The organism is Pseudomonas sp. MT3 (genome assembly GCF_054720805.1).
In genome coordinates this window covers 64,620-82,219 of record NZ_JBTVPY010000012.1, presented here as the reverse complement: position 1 = coordinate 82,219, position 17,600 = coordinate 64,620, and the positions used below count along the sequence as shown (strand labels likewise).

Genomic DNA, 17,600 nt, shown 5'->3' with positions numbered 1-17,600 from the left:
GGTGAATCTCCTGATGAGCGAACAGAAATGTACGACGATTCGGACAGAGATTTTCCCAGCAAAGTTCCCAGAATCTTTTCGAGAACGTCGCTATCGACCGTCGTAGAGCAATTCAGGCGTATTGAGGTTGGCCAGGCGCGGATCGCCCGCGAGGCAGTCCACGGCATGCAGGCCCAGGTGCGAGAAGACATGACGCGGACTACGGTCGCCGCGCTGCCAGGCGTCTTCTATCTGCGCCCGCAAGGCGACGGGGATCACGCTGAACAGCGGTTCCCACTGATCGCCACAGCGCAGCATCTGTACGTCGTTCGGCGAGGCGGCCGAGGCCCGCAGCAGGCGCTCCAGCAGTTCGCGGTCGAGCAACGGGGCATCGCAGGGCAGCACCAGCAGGTGGGGGTGCCGCGCCACGGCGAGGCCGGCACGGATACCGGCCAGCGGGCCGGGATAGTCGGGGCTGTCGTCGTGCACCAGGCGGTCCGCGTAGGGCGCGTACTCCTCCGGGTGGCGGTTGCAGGAAATGATCAGGTCATCGCTCAGCGGGCGGATGAGGGCGGCGGCATAGCTCACCAGCGGCTGCCCTCTCCAGGGCAGCAGCCCCTTGTCGCGCCCGCCCATCCGCTGCCCACGGCCTCCAGCGAGGATCAACACGGAACAGGGCGGCAGCGGGGCTTGTGGCATGTCAGGGTCTCCAGGGCGGGCCTGTGATATAACACCGCGCATTCCAACCTCACAAGCAAGGGCCCTCATCATGAGCCACAAGGCCGAGCAACCATTCGTCCCGCTGAACATCGCTGTCCTCACTGTCAGCGATACCCGCACCCTGGAAACCGATACCTCCGGCCAGTTGTTCGTCGACCGCCTGAAGGGCGCCGGACACAACCTCGCCGCCCGCGTCCTGCTCAAGGATGATCTCTATCGCATCCGCGCCCAGGTGGCGACCTGGATCGCCGAGGATGACGTGCAGGTCGTGCTGATCACCGGCGGCACCGGCTTCACCGGCCGCGACAGCACCCCGGAAGCCGTGACCTGCCTGCTGGACAAGGTCGTGGACGGCTTCGGCGAGCTGTTCCGGCAGATTTCCGTGGCCGATATCGGCACCTCCACCGTGCAGTCCCGCGCGCTGGCCGGCCTCTCCAATGGCACCCTGGTCTTCTGCCTGCCGGGCTCCACCAATGCCTGCCGCACCGCCTGGGACGGCATTCTCGGCGAACAGTTGGACGCCAGCCATCGCCCCTGCAACTTCGTGCCGCACCTGAAGAAGGCGGCGCCCTGCGAGAGCCGCGGATGAGCTGCTGCGACAAGCCCGGCCTGCTGCCGGTCGAGGACGCCCTGGCGCGCCTTTTGACCCTGGCCGAGCAGTCCCCGATCGCGGAAACCGATGCCGTGACCTTGGCCGAGGCGGACGGCCGCGTGCTGGCCGAGCCGTTGCTGGCCGGGCTGGACCTGCCGCCGTGGCCGAACAGCGCTATGGACGGCTACGCGCTGCGCCTGGCCGACTGGCAGGGCGAGGCGCTGCCGGTGAGCCAGAAGATCTTCGCCGGCCAGGCGGGCGAGCCGCTGTTGCCGGGCACCTGCGCGCGCATCTTCACCGGCGCGCCGGTACCCGAGGGCGCCGATTGCGTGGAGATGCAGGAAAACGTCGAAGTGCTCGCCGATGGCCGTGTGCGTTTCCTCGAAGCGCTCAGGGCCGGCCAGCACGTGCGCCCGCAAGGCCAGGAAACCCGCAGGGGCGACTGCGTGCTGCCCGCGGGCACGCGCCTGGGGCCCATCGAAATCGGCCTGGCGGCCTCCCTTGGCCAGGCCGAGCTGAAGGTGCGTCGCCGCCCGCGCGTGGCGCTGCTGTCCACCGGCGACGAACTGGTCGAACCCGGCAAGTCGCTGGCGCTGGGGCAGATCTACAACAGCAATCGCCACCTGCTGCGCACCTGGCTGCAACGCTTCGGTTGCGAAGTGGTGGACGCCGGCATCCTGCCGGACGATCTCGAGCGCACGCGCGCCGCGCTGGCGGGCTTGTCGAGCGTGGACCTGATCCTTTCCACCGGCGGGGTGTCCGTCGGCGAGGCGGACTTCCTCGGCGCGGCCCTGCGCGAAGCGGGCGAGCTGGCACTGTGGAAGCTGGCGATCAAGCCGGGCAAGCCGTTGACCGTCGGGCATTACCAGCAGGTGCCGGTGATCGGCCTGCCGGGCAATCCCGCGTCCACCCTGGTGACCTTCGCGCTGCTGGCGCGGCCTTACCTGATGCGTCGCCTCGGCATGCAGAAGGTCGAGCCGCTGCGCGTGCAGGTGCCGGCGGGTTTCAGCTGGACCAAGCCGGGCAACCGCCGCGAGTACCTGCGCGCGCGCCTGGAGGATGGTCGCGCGGTGCCCTACGCCAACCAGAGTTCCGGCGTTCTGCGTAGCGCGGCCTGGGCGGAAGGGCTGGCGGAGGTGCGCGAGGGGACGACGCTGGCCGAGGGCGATTGGCTGAACTTCATTCCGTTCAGCGAGCTTCTCGACTGAGACATCCCCGAACTGATCGGCTTTTCGTAGAAGCGAGCTGGCTCGCGAACATCCCTCTACCGGTGCTTCGCTGTGAAGCAGTTCACCAGCAAGCTCGCTCCTGCAAAGACGCCACGCCGGGCATGCAACTCGATGAAAAACGCCGGTCTCAGACCGGCGTTTTCTTTTGCTGCTGGCGGTACTCGCCCGGCGTCTGCCCGGTCCAGCCCTTGAAGCTGCGGTGGAACGAGCGCGACTCGGTGAAGCCCAGGTACTGGGCGATGTCCTGGATCGGCAGGTCGCTGTGCACCAGGTAGTGCTCGGCCAGCTCCTGGCGCAGCTCGTCGAGAATCTGCTGGTAGCTGGTGCCGGCCTGCTGCAGGTGACGCTGCAGGGTGCGCACGGTTATCTCGAAACGCTCGGCGACGCGTTCCTTGCGCGGCAGGCCGTCTTTCAGCAACAGGCGCAGGGCGTTCTTCACGCGCAGCGGCAGCGGCTCGTCGTCGTCCAGTTCGGCCATCAGCGCCAGGGCGTGTTCTTCCAGGGTGCGCAGCAGGTTGGCGTCGGCCTGGCGCAGCGGGTAGGCCAGCAGCGGCAGGGGCACCAGCAGTGCGCTGCAGGGCTGATCGAAGCGCACCGGGCAGCCGAACAGTTGCTCGTACTCCTCGATCTGCGTGCCCTCGGGCTGCGCGTGCTGGAACCAGACTGCCTGCGGCGAGCCCTGGGTGTCGGCGATCCAGCGCGCATAGAGCAGCCAGGACGCCAGCACGTTCTCCACCATGTGCCGGCGGATCGGCGCCGCGTCGTGGCGGCAGTTCCAGATTAGCTTCACATGGTCGCCGGCCGGTTCCAGCTGGCTGGTGCCCATGTCGCCCACCAGTTTCTCGTAGGGAATGATCCGGCCCATCGCTTCGCCCAGGTTGGCGCAGTTCATGGTGATGTAGCCGAGCACGCTCCAGGAGCCGGGCTGGACGAAGCGCGCCGAGTGCAGCCCGAACAGCGGGTCGCCGGAGTGCGCGCAAAGGTACTGCAACAGACGCTCGTGGGTCTCGCTGGGCAGGCGCTGGCTGTTGTCGTTCAGTTGCGAACGTTCAAGGCCCGCGGCTTGCAGGGCGGCGTCCAGGTCCATGCCGAGGGACTCGGCGTGGCGCAGGTATTTCAGCAGGGCGGGGACGGAGGTGTAGCCGAGGGAATGCATGGCGTTCGTTCTTGTTCTGGTGTCTCGATCGGCAACTGTGCCTGTCTTGATCCGACAGTGACAGCGCAGGGCGGCTGGCTAGTATAGGCAGCCATTACATTGCATCGAAATAGCCAGGTTCTGTGCGAAAAGTGTCTGCGCATCGGTGATGCTTCGTTGGAAATCGCTTCGGACGGTTCATTAACTGCCGTTAACTCCGCGTCCCTCCGACTCCTGCTTCGCCTGACCTTCGCTCGACGACTTCTCGTACAGACCCAAATTAAAAGGAGCGGGCATGCGACGCTGGAACGGCTGGGGTGAGGAAACGACGGTGGTGGAACTGCCCGAGAACGGGCGCGGTTTTCTCGCCGAGCTGGTTGGCAGCGGTCAGCCGTTGCCGGACGCCACGCTGGAGGGGGTGCTGGCGAAAGTCCCGGCTTCGCGCCTGCCGGAGCACCCACTGGTAGTGCGCGATGCCCGCGACCGCCTGCTGCACGCCCGTGGCCAGAGCCTGCCGGACTGGCTGGCGATGCGCGAAGGCGACTTCGGCGTGTTCCCCGATGGCGTGGCCTACCCACAGACCGCCGAGCAGATCCGCGAGCTGCTGAAGTTCGCCGAGCTCTGGGATTGCCTGGTGATCCCCTACGGCGGTGGCACCTCGGTAGCCGGCCACATCAATCCGCCTGCGTCGGACAAGGCGGTGCTCACCGTTTCCCTGGAGCACATGAACCGCCTGCTGGAACTGGACGAACAGAGCCTGATCGCCACCTTCGGCCCCGGCGCCAACGGTCCGCAGGTGGAAAGCCAGCTGCGCGCCCGTGGCTACACCCTGGGGCACTTCCCGCAGTCCTGGGAACTGTCCACCCTCGGCGGTTGGGTTGCCAGCCGCTCCAGCGGCCAGCAGTCGCTGCGCTATGGGCGCATCGAGCAACTGTTCGCCGGCGGCTCGCTGGAAACCTTCGCCGGCACTCTGGAAATACCCACCTTCCCGGCGTCCTCGGCGGGGCCCGATCTGCGCGAGATGGTGATGGGCTCCGAAGGCCGCTTCGGCATCCTCTCCTCGGTGAAGGTGCGCGTCACGCGCATCGCCGAGGACGAACGCTTCTACGCGGTGTTCCTGCCGTCCTGGGAGCAGGCGCTGGCAGGCATCCGCACGTTGGCGCAGGCGCGGGTGCCGCTGTCGATGCTGCGCCTGTCCAATGCCATCGAGACCCGGACCCAGCTCGCACTCGCGGGCCATCCGGGCCAGATCGCCTGGCTGGAGCGTTACCTGAAGCTGCGCGGCGCGGGAGAGGGCAAGTGCATGCTGACCTTCGGCGTCACCGGCGACCGCGCGCAGAATGCCACCTCGCTGCGCGCCGCGCGCCGCCTGCTCAAGGGCTTCGGCGGCGTGTTCACCGGTACCCTGCTGGGCAAGAAGTGGGCGCAGAACCGCTTCCGCTTCCCCTACCTGCGCGAGGCGCTGTGGGAGAACGGCTACGTGGTCGACACCCTGGAAACCGCAACCGACTGGTCCAACGTCGACAACCTGTTGAATCGCATCGAAGCCAGCCTGCGCGACGGGCTGGCCGCCGAGGGCGAGCGGGTGCACGTGTTCACCCATCTGTCCCACGTCTACGGCGAAGGCTCGAGCATCTACACCACCTACGTGTTCCGCCCGGCCGCCAGCTATGCCGAGACACACGAGCGCTGGCGCAAGCTCAAGCACGCCGCCAGCCAGACGATCGCCAACAACCACGGCACCATCAGCCACCAGCACGGCGTGGGCAAGGATCACGCGCCCTACCTGGCGGTGGAGAAGGGCCCGCTGGGCATGGCGGCGCTCAAGGCGCTGGCCGGGCATTTCGACCCGTCCGGCCGCCTGAGCCCCGGCACCTTGTTGCAGGACTGACGGCATGTCCGCCTGGAATGCGGCCTGGCGCGCCACGGCGTTGCCGGAGCTGGCGGTGCGCGACTGGGATCTGATCGTGGTCGGCGGCGGCATCAGCGGCGCCGGCATCCTGCGCGAGGCCGCGCGACGTGGTTGGCGCTGCCTGCTGGTCGAGCAGCGCGACTTCGCCTGGGGCACCTCCAGCCGCTCGTCGAAGATGGTCCACGGCGGCCTGCGCTACATCGCCAAGGGCCAGTTCGGCCTGACTCGCGACTCGGTGCGCGAGCGCCAGCGCCTGCTCGGCGAGGCGCCGGGGCTGGTCGATCCGCTGAGCTTCATCATGCCGCACTACCAGGGCGGCTTCCCCGGCCCGCGTGTGTTCGGCACGCTGCTGTCGCTGTACGACGCACTGGCCGGGCGGCGCAATCACCTGTTCTATCGCCTGGAGGAGCTGCGTTACCTGGCGCCGGGCCTGAAGGAGGAGCGCCTGCTGGGCGGCACCCGCTTCCAGGATGCGGTGACCGACGACGCGCGACTGGTGATGCGCGTGCTCGGCGAGGCGCGGGCCGAGGGCGGCGAAGCGCTGAATGGCTTGAAGGTGATCGCGCTGGATCGCCGCGACGGCCGTGTTCAGGGGCTGGTCGCCGAGGACAGCGAGAGCGGCGAGCGCTTCACCTTCCGCAGCCGCGCCGTGGCGCTGGCCACCGGCGCCTGGGCCGATGTGCTGCGGCACAGGCAGGGCGGCGAGCACATTCGCCCGCTGCGTGGCAGCCACCTGCTGCTGCCGGCCTGGCGCCTGCCGGTCGCCCACGCCTTCAGCTTCATGCACGGGCAGGACAAGCGTCCGGTATTCGTCTTCCCCTGGGAAGGCGCGACTGTGGTCGGCACCACCGATCTGGATCACCGCGACACCCTGGATGACGACGCGGCCATCAGCCGCGAGGAACTGGACTACCTGTTGGCCGCCTGCGCCCAGCAGTTTCCCTCGGCGCGGATCACCGCCGCCGACGTGCGTGCCACCTGGGCCGGCGTACGCCCGGTGGTCAGCGATGGCGCCCCGATGCTCAAGCCCTCCGACGAGAAGCGCGAGCACGCGCTGTGGGTCGAGCCCGGCTGCGTGACCCTGGCCGGCGGCAAGCTCACCACCTTCCGCCTGCTGGCGCTGGAGGTGCTGGCGGCGTGCGCGCCGATGCTGGACAGGTCGCTGGAGGCGGCGGGCGACAACCTCTTCGCCCCCTGCGAAAGCCCTGTCCCAACGGGGTTGACTCCGACCCAGCAGCGTCGCCTGAGCGGCCGTCACGGGCGTGCGTTACCGGAGCTCGTACGTCTGCTGAAGGACGTGGGCGTCGGGCGCATCGGCGACACCGACTGCCTCTGGGCCGAACTGGCCTGGGCGGCGGAGGGCGAACTGGTGCTGCACCTGGACGACCTGCTGCTGCGCCGTACCCGCATCGGCCTGCTGCTGGCCGACGGCGCCGCCGCCGAACTGCCGAAGATCCGCGCGCTGTGCCAGCCCCGCCTGGGCTGGAGCGATGCCCGCTGGAAGCGTGAAGAACAGGACTACCGGGCGCTCTGGCGGCGCAGCTACAGCCTGCCGGATGCGCACTGAGCGAACGCGCCCACACCCAGAACAAGAAGGACCGCACCTTGAGCGAACAGAACTACCTGCTGGCCATCGACAACGGTACCCAGAGCGTACGCGCGCTGCTTTTCGACCTGGACGGCAATCTGGTCGGCAAGGGCAAGGTGGAGCTGGAAGCCTATTTCTCCGACAGCCCCGGCTGGGCCGAGCAGCATCCGGAGTATTACTGGGAGCAATTGGGCGAAGCCTGCCGGCGCCTGTGGGCCAGCGTCGACGTCGATCGCAGCCGCATCCGCGGCGTGTCGCTGACCACCCAGCGCGGCACGGTGATCCATGTCGATGAGGCGGGGCAGGCGCTGCGACCGGCGATCATCTGGCTGGACCAGCGCCGCGCCGAACTGGGCGAGTCGATCAAGGGACCCTGGAGCTGGCTGTTCAAGCTGGTGGGCGCGCAGGGGGCGGTGGACTACTTCCGCACCCAGGCCGAGGTGAACTGGGTGGCCCAGCAGCAGCCGGACATCCACCAGCGTACCCACAAGGTGCTGCTGCTTTCGGGCTTCCTCACCCACCGCCTGTGCGGTCGCTACGTGGACTCGGTGGCCTCCAGCGTGGCCTACCTGCCGTTCGACTACAAACGCCTGCACTGGGCCGCGCCGCGCGACTGGAAGTGGCAGGCGCTGGAGGTGCGTCGCGAGCAACTGCCGGACCTGCTCAAGCCTGGCGAGCGCCTGGGTGAGATCACTGCTCAGGCCAGCCGCCACACCGGCATTCCCGAAGGCCTGCCGCTGATCGCGGCGGGCGCGGACAAGGCCTGCGAAGTGCTCGGTGCCGGTGCCATCGATCCGCGGATTGCCTGCCTGTCCTACGGCACCACGGCGACCATCAACACCACGCGGTCGCGCTACCTGGAAACCATCCCGCTGATTCCGCCGTACCCGGCGGCGATCCCCGACCACTTCAACACCGAAGTGATGATCTACCGTGGCTTCTGGATGGTCAGCTGGTTCAAGCGCGAGTTCGGCCTGCGCGAGATGCAGCGCGCCACCGAGCTGGGCGTCGAGCCGGAGAAATTGTTCGACGAACTGGTCAACAGCGTCCCCGCCGGCTCAATGGGGCTGATGCTGCAGCCTTACTGGACACCCGGCATCCGCGAGCCGGGGCTGGAAGCCAAGGGAGCGATCATCGGCTTCGGCGACGTCCACACCCGCGCGCACATCTATCGCGCCATCCTCGAGGGCCTGGCCTACGCGTTGCGCCAGGGCAAGGAGCGCATCGAGAAACGCTCCGGCACCCGCATCGAACGGCTGCGCGTGGCGGGCGGCGGCTCGCAGAGCGACGCGGCGATGCAGCTCACCGCCGACATCTTCGGCCTGCCGGCGGAGCGCCCGCACGTCTACGAGGCGTCCGGACTGGGTGCGGCCATCGACTGCGCGGTGGGCCTGAAGCTGTACCCGGACTTCGCCAGCGCCATCGCCGCGATGACCCGCGTCGGCGATGTCTTCCAGCCGCGCCCGGAGGCACAGCGCACCTACGAGCGGCTGTACAGCGAGGTCTACCAGCGCATGTACAGGCAACTGAAGCCGCTGTACCAGAGTATCCGCGAGATCACCGGCTATCCGGCCTGAACCGGCGGATTAAGGTTGGCGCAATGACCGTCCGTTAACCTGGGTCCATAGTCATTGGATCATTCGGGAGGAAACCGGCCATGACGCAACCCAGGACGATGCTGATCCTGCACGGCAAGCAGGCGGCCAACGACGCGGTGCGCGAGGCGGTGAAGAGCGTGCGGCGGATGGGGCGCGTACTCGACGTGCGGGTGACCTGGGAGGGCGGGGATGCCCGGCGGCTGGTCGAGGAGGCGCTGGCCGCCGGGTACACGACCCTGATTGCGGGCGGCGGCGACGGCACCGTGCGCGAGGTGGCCGAAGCGCTGGCCCAGTGCGGCGGCGAGGCCAGTCTGGCGGTCCTGCCGCTGGGTACCGCGAATGACTTCGCCCGTGCTGCCTGCGTGCCGCTGGAGCCCGCGTCTGCCCTGGCGCTGCTGGAGGTGCCGCCACGTCCTGTGGATATCGGCGAGATGGACGGCCATCTGTTCCTCAACATGGCCACCGGCGGCTTCGGTTCGAAGGTCACCGCCAACACCCCCGAGGACCTGAAGAAGCTGCTGGGCGGCGCGGCCTACCTGCTCACCGGGCTGACGCGCTTCTCCGAAGTGCATACCGCCCGTGGGCGCTTCCGTGGGCCGGACTTCCACTGGGAAGGCGAGTTTCTCGCCCTGGGCATCGGCAACGGCCGGCAGGCGGGCGGTGGGCATGTGCTGTGCCCGGAGGCTCGGGCGGATGACGGGCTGCTGGACGTCAGCATCCTGCCCGCCCCGCAGGACATGGTCGACGCCCTGGGCGCCCTGCTGGGCAGCGGGCTGGGCGGCCAGGAGCTGTTCGTCCGCGCGCGCGTGCCCTGGCTGGAGGTGGAGGCGGCCGAAGGTCTGGACGTGAACCTCGATGGCGAGCCGCTGGAAGGCCGGCACTTGCGCTTCGCGGTGAGGCCGGCGGCGTTGTCCATGCACCTGCCGACGGATTCTCCACTGCTGGCGGAGGTGCTGCCGGCCCGCTGATGCGACTGGTGGCGTGCGAGAGAGTCAGGCATGATGGCTCTGCGCCATTATCCTGGGCTGGGGTAATCGGCCGATAGCTTCCCGCATGATCCCTTTCGAACCAGGAGCAGGCATGGCCGGTATTCTCGACAGCGTCGACTCACGCACCCAACTGGTGGGACAGAACCGACTGGAGATCCTCGTCTTCCGCCTGGCGGGACGGCAGCCGTTCGCGATCAACGTGTTCAAGGTGCAGGAAGTCCTGCAGTTGCCCCGCCTGACCCTGATCCCGCAGCGCCACCCGATGATCTGCGGGGTGATCAACCTGCGTGGCCAGACCCTGCCGGTGATCGACCTGTCGCGAGCCATCGGCATGCGCGCGCTGGTGCCGGATGCCAGCAGCACCATCATCGTTACCGAGTACAACCGTTCGGTGCAGGCCTTCCTGGTCGGCGGGGTGGAACGCATCCTCAACCTCAACTGGGAAGCCGTGCAGCCTCCGCCCGGCGGCGCCGGCCGGCAGCACTACCTGACCGCGATCACCCGGGTGGAAGACCGCCTGGTGGAGATCATCGACGTGGAGAAGGTACTGGCCGAGATCGTGCCGATGAATACCCGGGTGTCCGCCGACCGCCTGGATGACGCGCTGCTGGAACAGACCCGTGGCCGCGAGGTGCTAGTGGTGGATGACTCCAGCGTGGCTATCGCCCAGTTGCGCGATACGCTGACCCAACTCGGCCTGCGCCTGCACGTGGCCACCGACGGCCTGCGCGCGCTGCAGCAGCTCAAGCGCTGGGCGGACGAGGGGCACGACATGGACGAGAAGCTGCTGATGGTCTTCACTGACGCCGAAATGCCGGAAATGGACGGCTACCGGCTGACCACCGAAATCCGCAACGACCCGCGCCTGCGCAGTCTCCACGTGGTGCTGCATACCTCGCTGTCGGGCAGCTTCAACGATGCGATGGTGAAGAAAGTCGGCTGCGATGACTTCCTCTCCAAGTTCCAGCCCGACCAACTGGTGGAAGTGGTGCGCCGTCGCCTGCAGAAAGTCCTCGCCTGACACCGAGTCTTCCTTTGCAGGAGCGAGCTTGCTCGCGAACCGCCTGATGCCAATGCATCAGGCGAAAAGCCTTCGCGAGCAAGCTCGCTCCTACCGTTCGTTGCCATTGCTAGGCGCCCGCTCCACGCCGTATAAGGTCGCTTTCGCCCACGTGAAAGGACGTCCCGATGTACACCCTCAGCGAGCTCTACCGCTACCCGGTCAAATCCACCGTCAACGAGCCCCTGCAGTCGATTCGGCTGGACGCGCTGGGGTTGGAGGGGGACCGTCGCTGGATGGTGGTCGAGGCTGCCAATGGTCGCTTCCTGACCCAGCGCCTGCTGCCGCAGATGGGCCGTATCGAGGCGCGCTGGCAGAATGGTTTCCAGGCCCTGCGCCTGCGCGCGCCAGGCATGGACGACCTGCTGGTGAACGTGCCGGGCCGCGATGACAACCTGCGTGGCGTGGTCATCTGGCGCGACATGCTGCAGGTGCCGGATGCCGGCGATGCCGCTGCCCAGTGGCTGAGCCGCTTCCTGGGCCGCGCTGTGCGTCTGGTGCAGATGCCCGAGCAGCGCGCGCGGCAGGTGGATACCGCCTATGCCGAGCCGGGCGAACAGGTGCACTTTGCCGATGGATTCCCGCTGCTGCTGATTGGCCAGGGTTCGCTGGACGATCTTTCCGCGAAGGTCGGCCGTCCGCTGGAAATGCCGCGCTTTCGTCCGAACCTGGTGGTGGCGGGCGCCGAGCCGTTCGCCGAGGACGGCTGGAAGCGCATCCGCGTCGGCGACGTCGTCTTCAAGGTGGCCAAGCCCTGCTCGCGCTGCATCCTCACCACCATCGACCCGCAGACCGGTGAGCGTGACCCGGAGCGCCAGCCGCTGGCGACGCTGCTGCAGTACCGCAACGTCAACGGCGAGGCGCTGTTCGGCCAGAACCTGATCGCCCTGAACAGCGGCGAGCTGCGCGTGGGTATGGATGTGGAAGTCCTGGAGTAGCCCCGACATTGGGGCACTTGTAGGAGCGAGCTTGCTCGCGAACAGCTTGATGCGGGTACATCCGAGGAAGCGTTCGCGAGCAAGCTCGCTCCTACAGGTAGCATCAGGGGCACAACCGTTGGTACTCCGCCAGCGCTTTACAGCTTGGCTTCGACGCAACCGGTGCTCTGGCACTCGCGCTCCCGCTCGCGCAGCACGCCCAGGCGCTCCTGGGTCCTGTCCACCGCGCACTGCAGGTTGACGAAGTAGCCGCCGTCGCGCTCGTAGCTGCACTGGGCGTCGCGGTCCTTGATCCAGGCAAGCTGGCTTTTCTTCAGCGTGGCCTTCTGGCTGTCGTTGAGCAGTTTGCGCAGGGTGCCGAATTCCTGGTTCAGCTCGCGGTCGACCTGGGCGTATTCGGTGCTCAGGCAGTACACGCTGTCGAAGGCGTTGCGCGGCTTCTCGCAGGCGGCCAGGGCCAGGTCGGCGCCGAGCAGGCCCGCCGCCAGGGCAGTAAGGGACAGTACGGTCTTGCGCATGGGAATTTCCTTTTCCGTGAGGGGATGGAAACCGCCCGGCGGGTGCCGGGCGGGGGAGTGGATCAGAGTTCGTCGAAGAAGCGTTCGTGCCAATCGACGATGGGCTGCGGCGCGTTGAGCTTCTGCCCGTAGATCACCGCGTACGACAGCACGTTCTGCACGTAGGAGCGGGTTTCGTCGAACGGGATGGTTTCCACCCAGACGTCGAAGGCCAGGTGGCGCGCATCCTTCAGCCACTGGCGCACGCGGCCGGGGCCGGCGTTATAGGCGGCGGTGGCCAGTACGCGGTTGCCGTTGAACTGGGCATGCACCTGGCTGAGGTAGGCGGCGCCGAGCTGGATGTTCAGGTCCGGCACGATCAACTGCTGTGGCGAGGCCAGCGGGATGCCGAATTTCTTCGAGGTTTCCTTGGCGGTGGCCGGCATCAACTGCATCAGGCCGGTGGCGCCGACGCCCGAGCGCGCATCGGACATGAAGGCGCTCTCCTGGCGGGTGATGGCGAACACCCAGCTGGAATGCAGGCCACGGTTGCGCGCCTCGCGTACCAGGGTGTTGCGGTGCGCCATAGGGAAGCGGATGTCCAGGTCGTCCCAGTACTTGGCCTGGCTGATCGCGCGGATCGCCGGGAAGTACCACTGCATGTCGTAGGCGATCTTCGCCTGGGCCAGCAGCTCGTCATGACTGAGCAGGCGGGCGGCGTGGTACCACTCGCGACGGGCGTTGATGATCTCGCCGCGGGCGTAGAACTCCAGGGCGCGGCGGGTGCTGGCGGCATTGCGCACGCGCTGCAGGGTGCGCGGATCCGGCGATACCGGGCGGTTGTTCAACTGGTAGGGGGCGTTGATCCGGTCGGCGGCGAGGAAACCGTAGAAGTCACGCTCGCGGGCGACTGGCTGGTACAGGCTGATCGCCTGCTTGCTTTGCGGTTCGGCCAGTTGCAGGGCACGGGCCTGCCAGTACTTCCAGCGGTTGGTTTCCGCCAGTTCCGGCGGCAGGGCGCGGGTCAGCTGGTAGGCGTCCTGCCAGCGGCCCAGGCGCAGCAGCAGGCGCAGGCGCCATTCGGTGACGGTGTTGTCGCGCAGTTGCGGGTCGTACTTCTCCATCAGCGGCAGGGCGCGCGGGTCGTAGCGGCGCGCCAGACTCAGGCCGATTTCGCGGGCGATGGAGACTTTCTCGTCGCTGGAGAAGGGCAGCACCGATTCGTAGTAGTCGAGCAGGCCGATGGCTTTTTCCGGGTCCTGCCTGGCCAGGCGGCGCAGGCCCAGGCCGACTACGTCGGCGGTGGCGTGGTCGCGGGCGGTGAAACGGGTGGTCTGGCTGAGCTGCGCGGGGTTCTGCGCCACCTTGACCAGCAGCGCGCCCTGGCTGCCGAGGGTCGGCAGGCGCCTGGACAGGGTGGTGGCCAGGCCATAGTTGCGGGCCTCGGCGGCGAGCTTCAGGCGCTTCCAGACCTTTTCCTCGGTGAGCTGGCCGTCGGCCTGCCAGATCGAGAACAGGGTGTCGCAGGCGTCCGGCTGTGATTTACCCACCAGCCAGAGTTTTTCGGTGGTGGCGTAGCCCTCGGCCTTCTTGCCGTGGCCGAGCTGGTACTGGCCGTAGAGGCAGTCCAGCTCGGTGAAATTCATCTTCGGGTCGTAATAGTTGACGAAGGTGTTCCAGTCGCCGCGGTCGGCCAGCTGGCGCAGCCAGCGCAGTTTCAGCCAGTTGATCTGCGGCAGGTCGCCATGCTCGGTGATGAAACGCTCGATCTCGTCGTTGCTGGCGCTTTTCAGGCGGTTGGTCAGCTCGTCGTAGGCCAGGTAGGGTTCCAGCGGATAATCGGCGAGCGCCGACTGATAGCGGAAATAAGGGCCACTGTCGTTGCGGGCGAGGGCTTTCTGTGCCTCGTCGTACATCTGGCGCTGTTGGGGCAGGGACGCTGCGTTGGCCGTCTGGACGGACAGGCTGAGGAACAGGCAGGAAAACAGTGTGAAAAGACGACCGCGCATGGCACTTCCGGAATGATGATCGGAGGGCGGGCGATGGCTCGCGCCGCTGCCGGTAGCTTAGCCGTTGCGGCAGGGCGGTGAAAGCGCCGCCCATAGCTGCTGCGGGGGAGTCGACGATTGAGCGCAACCCTCTGACTTTTCCGCGCTTTCCCGTAAACTGCGCGCCCTGCTTGTGGAGATGCCCCATGACCCTGCTGAAGTTCACCGATGTGTCCCTTGCCTTTGGCACCACGCCGCTGCTGGACAAGGTGTCCTGGCAGATCGCCCGAGGCGAGCGGGTCTGCGTCATCGGCCGCAACGGCACCGGCAAGTCGAGCATGCTCAAGCTGGTCAAGGGCGAGCAGAAGCCCGACGACGGCGATATCTGGCGCGCGCCGGCGCTGAAAATCGGCGAATTGCCCCAGGAGCTGCCGCGCGCCGACGACCGCACGGTCTATGACGTGGTCGCCGAAGGCCTGGCCGAAGTCGGCGAGCTGCTGGCGCGCTACCACCACCTGAGCCTGCATATCGAGAACGAGGACGACCTGACCAAGCTGGCCCGCGTCCAGCAGGAACTGGAAGCCCGCGACGGCTGGCGCCTCGGGCAACTGGTGGACACCACCCTGAGCCGCCTGCAACTGCCGGCCGACAAGACCCTCGCCGAACTCTCCGGTGGCTGGCGCCGCCGCGTGCTGCTGGCCCAGGCGCTGGTCGCCGAGCCGGACCTGCTGCTGCTGGACGAACCGACCAACCACCTGGACATCGGTGCCATCGCCTGGCTGGAAAACGCCCTGGCGGACTTCCCCGGCGCCGTGCTGTTCATCACCCACGACCGCGCCTTCCTGCAGGCCGTGGCGACCCGCATCCTGGAACTGGATCGCGGCCATCTGATTGACTGGAACGGCGACTACGCCAGCTTCCTGGTGCATAAAGAGCAGGAACTGGCGGCGGAAGAGGCGGCCAATGCGCTGTTCGACAAGCGTCTGGCCCAGGAAGAGGTCTGGATTCGCCAGGGCATCAAGGCTCGCCGTACCCGTAACGAAGGCCGGGTGCGCGCGCTGAAGGCGATGCGCAACGAGCGTGCCGAGCGCCGCGAGCGCCAGGGCAAGGCCAGCTTCCAGCTGGAGACGGCGGAGAAGTCCGGCAAGCAGGTGATCGTCGTCGAGAAGGCCGGCTTCGCTCATCCGGGCGGCCCGGCGCTGATCCGTGATTTCTCCCTGGTGCTGCAGCGCGGCGACCGTATCGGCCTGCTGGGTGCCAACGGCACCGGCAAGACCACCCTGCTCAAGCTGCTGCTGGGCGACCTGCAGCCGACCTCCGGCTCCATCAAGGAAGGCACCCGACTGGAAGTGGCCTATTTCGACCAGTTGCGTCACCAGCTGGAGCCGGAAAAGACCGTGATCGACAACATTTCCGAAGGTCGCGAGTTCATCACGATCAATGGCCAGAATCGCCATGTCCTCAGCTACCTGGGCGACTTCCTGTTCTCCCCGCAGCGCGCCCGCACGCCGGTGAAAGCGCTCTCCGGTGGCGAACGGGCACGCCTGTTGCTGGCGAAGCTGTTCAGCAAACCGGCCAACCTGCTGGTGCTGGACGAACCGACCAACGATCTGGACGTGGAAACCCTGGAACTGCTGGAAGAGGTGCTGCTGAGCTTCGATGGCACCGTGCTGATGGTCAGCCACGACCGGGCCTTCCTCGACAACGTGGTCACCAGCACCCTGGTGTTCGAAGGCGAAGGGCGTGTGCGCGAGTTCGTCGGCGGCTACCAGGATTGGCTGCGCCAGGGTGGTTCGCCCAAGTTGCTCGGCGTGGGCGAGGAGAAGGGCGACAAGCCTGCCGCCGAACCGGCTCCCGCGCCGGCGGCTGCCGTAAGTGCGCCGGTGGACGCGGCGCCGAAGAAGAAGCTCAGTTACAAGCTGCAGCGTGAGCTGGAGGCCATCCCCGGGCAGATCGACGCCCTGGAGGCGGAACTGGCCGCGTTGCAGGAAGAAACCGCGTCGTCGGACTTCTACCAGCGTCCGCAGAGCGAAACCCAGGTTGCCCTGGAGCGCCTGACTTCCCTGCAGGAGGAGCTGGACCGGTTGATCGAGCGCTGGGCCGAACTGGAGGAGTGATCCGTTCGGTCCGGTGACGTACCCGTGCGTGTCGCTGATCAAAGACTGTTAGGGATGGCCGAATGGCAATCGAATACCGCATCACCCTGGATGATGAGCACGCGTTCAGCTACCGCATCGAACTGGACCGGGGTTACGACCCGGAAGCCGCCGCCCGGGCACCACGCTGGACACGCCTGGACTACAACCAGTGCAGCAATTGTCCGCTGAGTGCGCAGCAGTGCAGCCACTGCCCGGCCGCGGTGGACCTGCATCGGGTGATCGAGGATTTTCGCGGTCTGCCGGCCTTCAAGAAGGCCTCGGTGCAGGTGAGTACGCCGGAGCGCGAGTACATCAAGCTCACCGGCCTGGAAGAAGGCTTGCGTGCGCTGCTCGGGGTGATCATGGCCACCAGCGCCTGCCCGCTGCTGGGCAAGCTCAAGCCGATGGCGCAGCAGCACCTGCCGTTCGCCAGCAACCAGGAATTCATCCTGCGCGCGGTGTCGTTGTACCTGATGCGGCAATACTTCAACTTCCGCGAGGGGCGGCATGCGGACTGGGAACTGAAGGGGCTGGTGAAGCAGTTCCAGCAGCTGCAACTGGTGAATCAGGCGTTCTGGCAGCGCATCCATGAAACCTGCGAGAGCGATTCGAACCTGAAGGCGTTCCTCAGCTTCTTCTCTATGGCGTCGAGCATGAGCTATTCGCTGGAAGCGCAACTGCAGAAGGTACGCCCGCTGCTGATGAGCGGCGATATGCTCTGAGGCGGAAGGCGGCGGGCCCAGCGGGCCCGCCGTATCCATCAGCTGGTTTTCTGCAGGCGGACGGCGAGGACGTCGCAGGGGGCGCCATGCAGCACATCATTGGCGGTAGAGCCCAGCAGCAGGGCGAGGCCGTGGCGACCGTGGCTGCCGACGATGATCAGGTCGCAACCCTGTTCGTCGGCGAGCCGGTGGATTTCCTGGCGAGGCTGGCCGTAGACCAGATGGCACTGGGAACTGGTGATTTCCGAGTAGGTGAGGGTGAACTGGTGCAGGCGCTCCTTGGCCTGGTCGAACTGCTGCTGTTGCAGCATCGACAGGTCCATCGGCACGTCACCGCCGAAGGCCATCGCCATGGGTTCGACGACATGCACCGCCGAGAGCCGGGCGTCGTTGGCCTTGGCCAGCGCGACGGCTCGCTTCATCACCGGATCGCATTCTTCGGTAAGGTCGACGGCGACCAGAATGTGTTGGTAGAGCATGAGCGTCTCCTCCGGGGGACTTGTTAGTATCAGTAT

At 67.1% G+C, this 17,600-nt stretch carries 15 protein-coding genes; 10 read left to right on the top strand and 5 right to left on the bottom strand.

Annotated features, from left to right (window positions below; genetic code table 11):
• Positions 1-90: 90 nt before the first annotated feature.
• Positions 91-678: a molybdenum cofactor guanylyltransferase MobA gene (gene mobA / locus ACYCAX_RS14225; protein WP_460248268.1), complete on the bottom strand. Its 588-nt coding sequence runs from the start codon at positions 676-678 to the stop codon at positions 91-93.
• 70 nt (positions 679-748) lie between these two features.
• On the opposite strand from mobA, the gene moaB reads away from it, so the two are divergent.
• Positions 749-1,288, top strand: a complete 540-nt coding sequence (gene moaB, locus ACYCAX_RS14220) for a molybdenum cofactor biosynthesis protein B (RefSeq protein ID WP_015477989.1) — start codon at positions 749-751, stop codon at positions 1,286-1,288.
• Positions 1,285-2,499, top strand: coding sequence for a molybdopterin molybdotransferase MoeA (locus ACYCAX_RS14215; RefSeq protein ID WP_460248267.1), 1,215 nt, complete (start codon positions 1,285-1,287; stop codon positions 2,497-2,499). Before moaB ends, ACYCAX_RS14215 begins: the two co-directional genes overlap by 4 nt.
• 148 nt (positions 2,500-2,647) lie before the next feature.
• Here the strand turns inward: ACYCAX_RS14215 and gliR are convergent, their stop codons facing one another.
• Positions 2,648-3,676: an AraC family transcriptional regulator GliR gene (gliR, locus tag ACYCAX_RS14210; protein ID WP_294979343.1), complete on the bottom strand. Its 1,029-nt coding sequence runs from the start codon at positions 3,674-3,676 to the stop codon at positions 2,648-2,650.
• Positions 3,677-3,950: 274 nt separating this feature from the next.
• Here gliR and ACYCAX_RS14205 point away from each other — a divergent pair, with 274 nt between their 5' ends.
• The 6 genes from ACYCAX_RS14205 to ACYCAX_RS14180 all read left to right on the top strand — a co-directional run bounded on the left by ACYCAX_RS14205 (position 3,951) and on the right by ACYCAX_RS14180 (position 11,740).
• A complete protein-coding gene (locus ACYCAX_RS14205; protein ID WP_015477986.1) occupies positions 3,951-5,546 on the top strand; it encodes an FAD-binding oxidoreductase in 1,596 nt (531 codons plus the stop codon).
• Between the two features lie 4 nt (positions 5,547-5,550).
• A complete protein-coding gene (locus ACYCAX_RS14200; RefSeq protein WP_294979340.1) occupies positions 5,551-7,134 on the top strand; it encodes a glycerol-3-phosphate dehydrogenase/oxidase in 1,584 nt (527 codons plus the stop codon).
• Positions 7,135-7,172: 38 nt separating this feature from the next.
• Positions 7,173-8,732, top strand: a complete 1,560-nt coding sequence (locus ACYCAX_RS14195) for an FGGY-family carbohydrate kinase (RefSeq protein WP_294979337.1) — start codon at positions 7,173-7,175, stop codon at positions 8,730-8,732.
• A gap of 80 nt (positions 8,733-8,812) precedes the next feature.
• Positions 8,813-9,721, top strand: a complete 909-nt coding sequence (gene yegS, locus ACYCAX_RS14190; RefSeq protein WP_460248266.1) for a lipid kinase YegS — start codon at positions 8,813-8,815, stop codon at positions 9,719-9,721.
• Positions 9,722-9,833: 112 nt separating this feature from the next.
• Positions 9,834-10,763: a chemotaxis protein CheV gene (locus ACYCAX_RS14185; protein WP_460248265.1), complete on the top strand. Its 930-nt coding sequence runs from the start codon at positions 9,834-9,836 to the stop codon at positions 10,761-10,763.
• Between the two features lie 167 nt (positions 10,764-10,930).
• The gene (locus ACYCAX_RS14180) at positions 10,931-11,740 is read left to right on the top strand and encodes an MOSC domain-containing protein (RefSeq protein ID WP_460248264.1); all 810 of its coding nucleotides are present in this window, start codon (positions 10,931-10,933) and stop codon (positions 11,738-11,740) included.
• 137 nt (positions 11,741-11,877) lie between these two features.
• Here the strand turns inward: ACYCAX_RS14180 and ACYCAX_RS14175 are convergent, their stop codons facing one another.
• Together ACYCAX_RS14175 and ACYCAX_RS14170 are read right to left on the bottom strand one after the other, a co-directional pair.
• Positions 11,878-12,258: a lysozyme inhibitor LprI family protein gene (locus ACYCAX_RS14175; protein WP_294979327.1), complete on the bottom strand. Its 381-nt coding sequence runs from the start codon at positions 12,256-12,258 to the stop codon at positions 11,878-11,880.
• A gap of 62 nt (positions 12,259-12,320) precedes the next feature.
• Positions 12,321-14,246 (bottom strand): transglycosylase SLT domain-containing protein, encoded by a 1,926-nt coding sequence (locus ACYCAX_RS14170; RefSeq protein WP_460248263.1) that lies wholly within the window; start codon positions 14,244-14,246, stop codon positions 12,321-12,323.
• A 185-nt stretch (positions 14,247-14,431) separates the two neighbouring features.
• On the opposite strand from ACYCAX_RS14170, the gene ACYCAX_RS14165 reads away from it, so the two are divergent.
• A complete protein-coding gene (locus ACYCAX_RS14165) occupies positions 14,432-16,342 on the top strand; it encodes an ATP-binding cassette domain-containing protein (protein WP_294979317.1) in 1,911 nt (636 codons plus the stop codon).
• A gap of 62 nt (positions 16,343-16,404) precedes the next feature.
• Positions 16,405-17,085 (top strand): DUF6901 family protein, encoded by a 681-nt coding sequence (locus ACYCAX_RS14160; protein ID WP_015477977.1) that lies wholly within the window; start codon positions 16,405-16,407, stop codon positions 17,083-17,085.
• A gap of 38 nt (positions 17,086-17,123) precedes the next feature.
• Here ACYCAX_RS14160 and ACYCAX_RS14155 read toward each other — a convergent pair whose 3' ends face one another.
• On the bottom strand, positions 17,124-17,564 hold the full coding sequence (locus tag ACYCAX_RS14155; protein ID WP_015477976.1) for a universal stress protein: 441 nt from the start codon (positions 17,562-17,564) through the stop codon (positions 17,124-17,126).
• Between the last annotated feature and the right edge of the window lie 36 nt (positions 17,565-17,600).

Coding starts and splice junctions, on each gene's coding strand:
- ACYCAX_RS14165 (WP_294979317.1), top strand. CDS start 14,432: ATGACCCTGCTGAAGTTCACCGATGTGTCCCTTGCCTTTGGCACCACG.
- ACYCAX_RS14175 (WP_294979327.1), bottom strand. CDS start 12,258: ATGCGCAAGACCGTACTGTCCCTTACTGCCCTGGCGGCGGGCCTGCTC.
- ACYCAX_RS14180 (WP_460248264.1), top strand. CDS start 10,931: ATGTACACCCTCAGCGAGCTCTACCGCTACCCGGTCAAATCCACCGTC.
- ACYCAX_RS14170 (WP_460248263.1), bottom strand. CDS start 14,246: ATGCGCGGTCGTCTTTTCACACTGTTTTCCTGCCTGTTCCTCAGCCTG.
- yegS (WP_460248266.1), top strand. CDS start 8,813: ATGACGCAACCCAGGACGATGCTGATCCTGCACGGCAAGCAGGCGGCC.
- ACYCAX_RS14160 (WP_015477977.1), top strand. CDS start 16,405: ATGGCAATCGAATACCGCATCACCCTGGATGATGAGCACGCGTTCAGC.
- ACYCAX_RS14205 (WP_015477986.1), top strand. CDS start 3,951: ATGCGACGCTGGAACGGCTGGGGTGAGGAAACGACGGTGGTGGAACTG.
- ACYCAX_RS14185 (WP_460248265.1), top strand. CDS start 9,834: ATGGCCGGTATTCTCGACAGCGTCGACTCACGCACCCAACTGGTGGGA.
- ACYCAX_RS14215 (WP_460248267.1), top strand. CDS start 1,285: ATGAGCTGCTGCGACAAGCCCGGCCTGCTGCCGGTCGAGGACGCCCTG.
- ACYCAX_RS14200 (WP_294979340.1), top strand. CDS start 5,551: ATGTCCGCCTGGAATGCGGCCTGGCGCGCCACGGCGTTGCCGGAGCTG.
- mobA (WP_460248268.1), bottom strand. CDS start 678: ATGCCACAAGCCCCGCTGCCGCCCTGTTCCGTGTTGATCCTCGCTGGA.
- moaB (WP_015477989.1), top strand. CDS start 749: ATGAGCCACAAGGCCGAGCAACCATTCGTCCCGCTGAACATCGCTGTC.
- ACYCAX_RS14155 (WP_015477976.1), bottom strand. CDS start 17,564: ATGCTCTACCAACACATTCTGGTCGCCGTCGACCTTACCGAAGAATGC.
- gliR (WP_294979343.1), bottom strand. CDS start 3,676: ATGCATTCCCTCGGCTACACCTCCGTCCCCGCCCTGCTGAAATACCTG.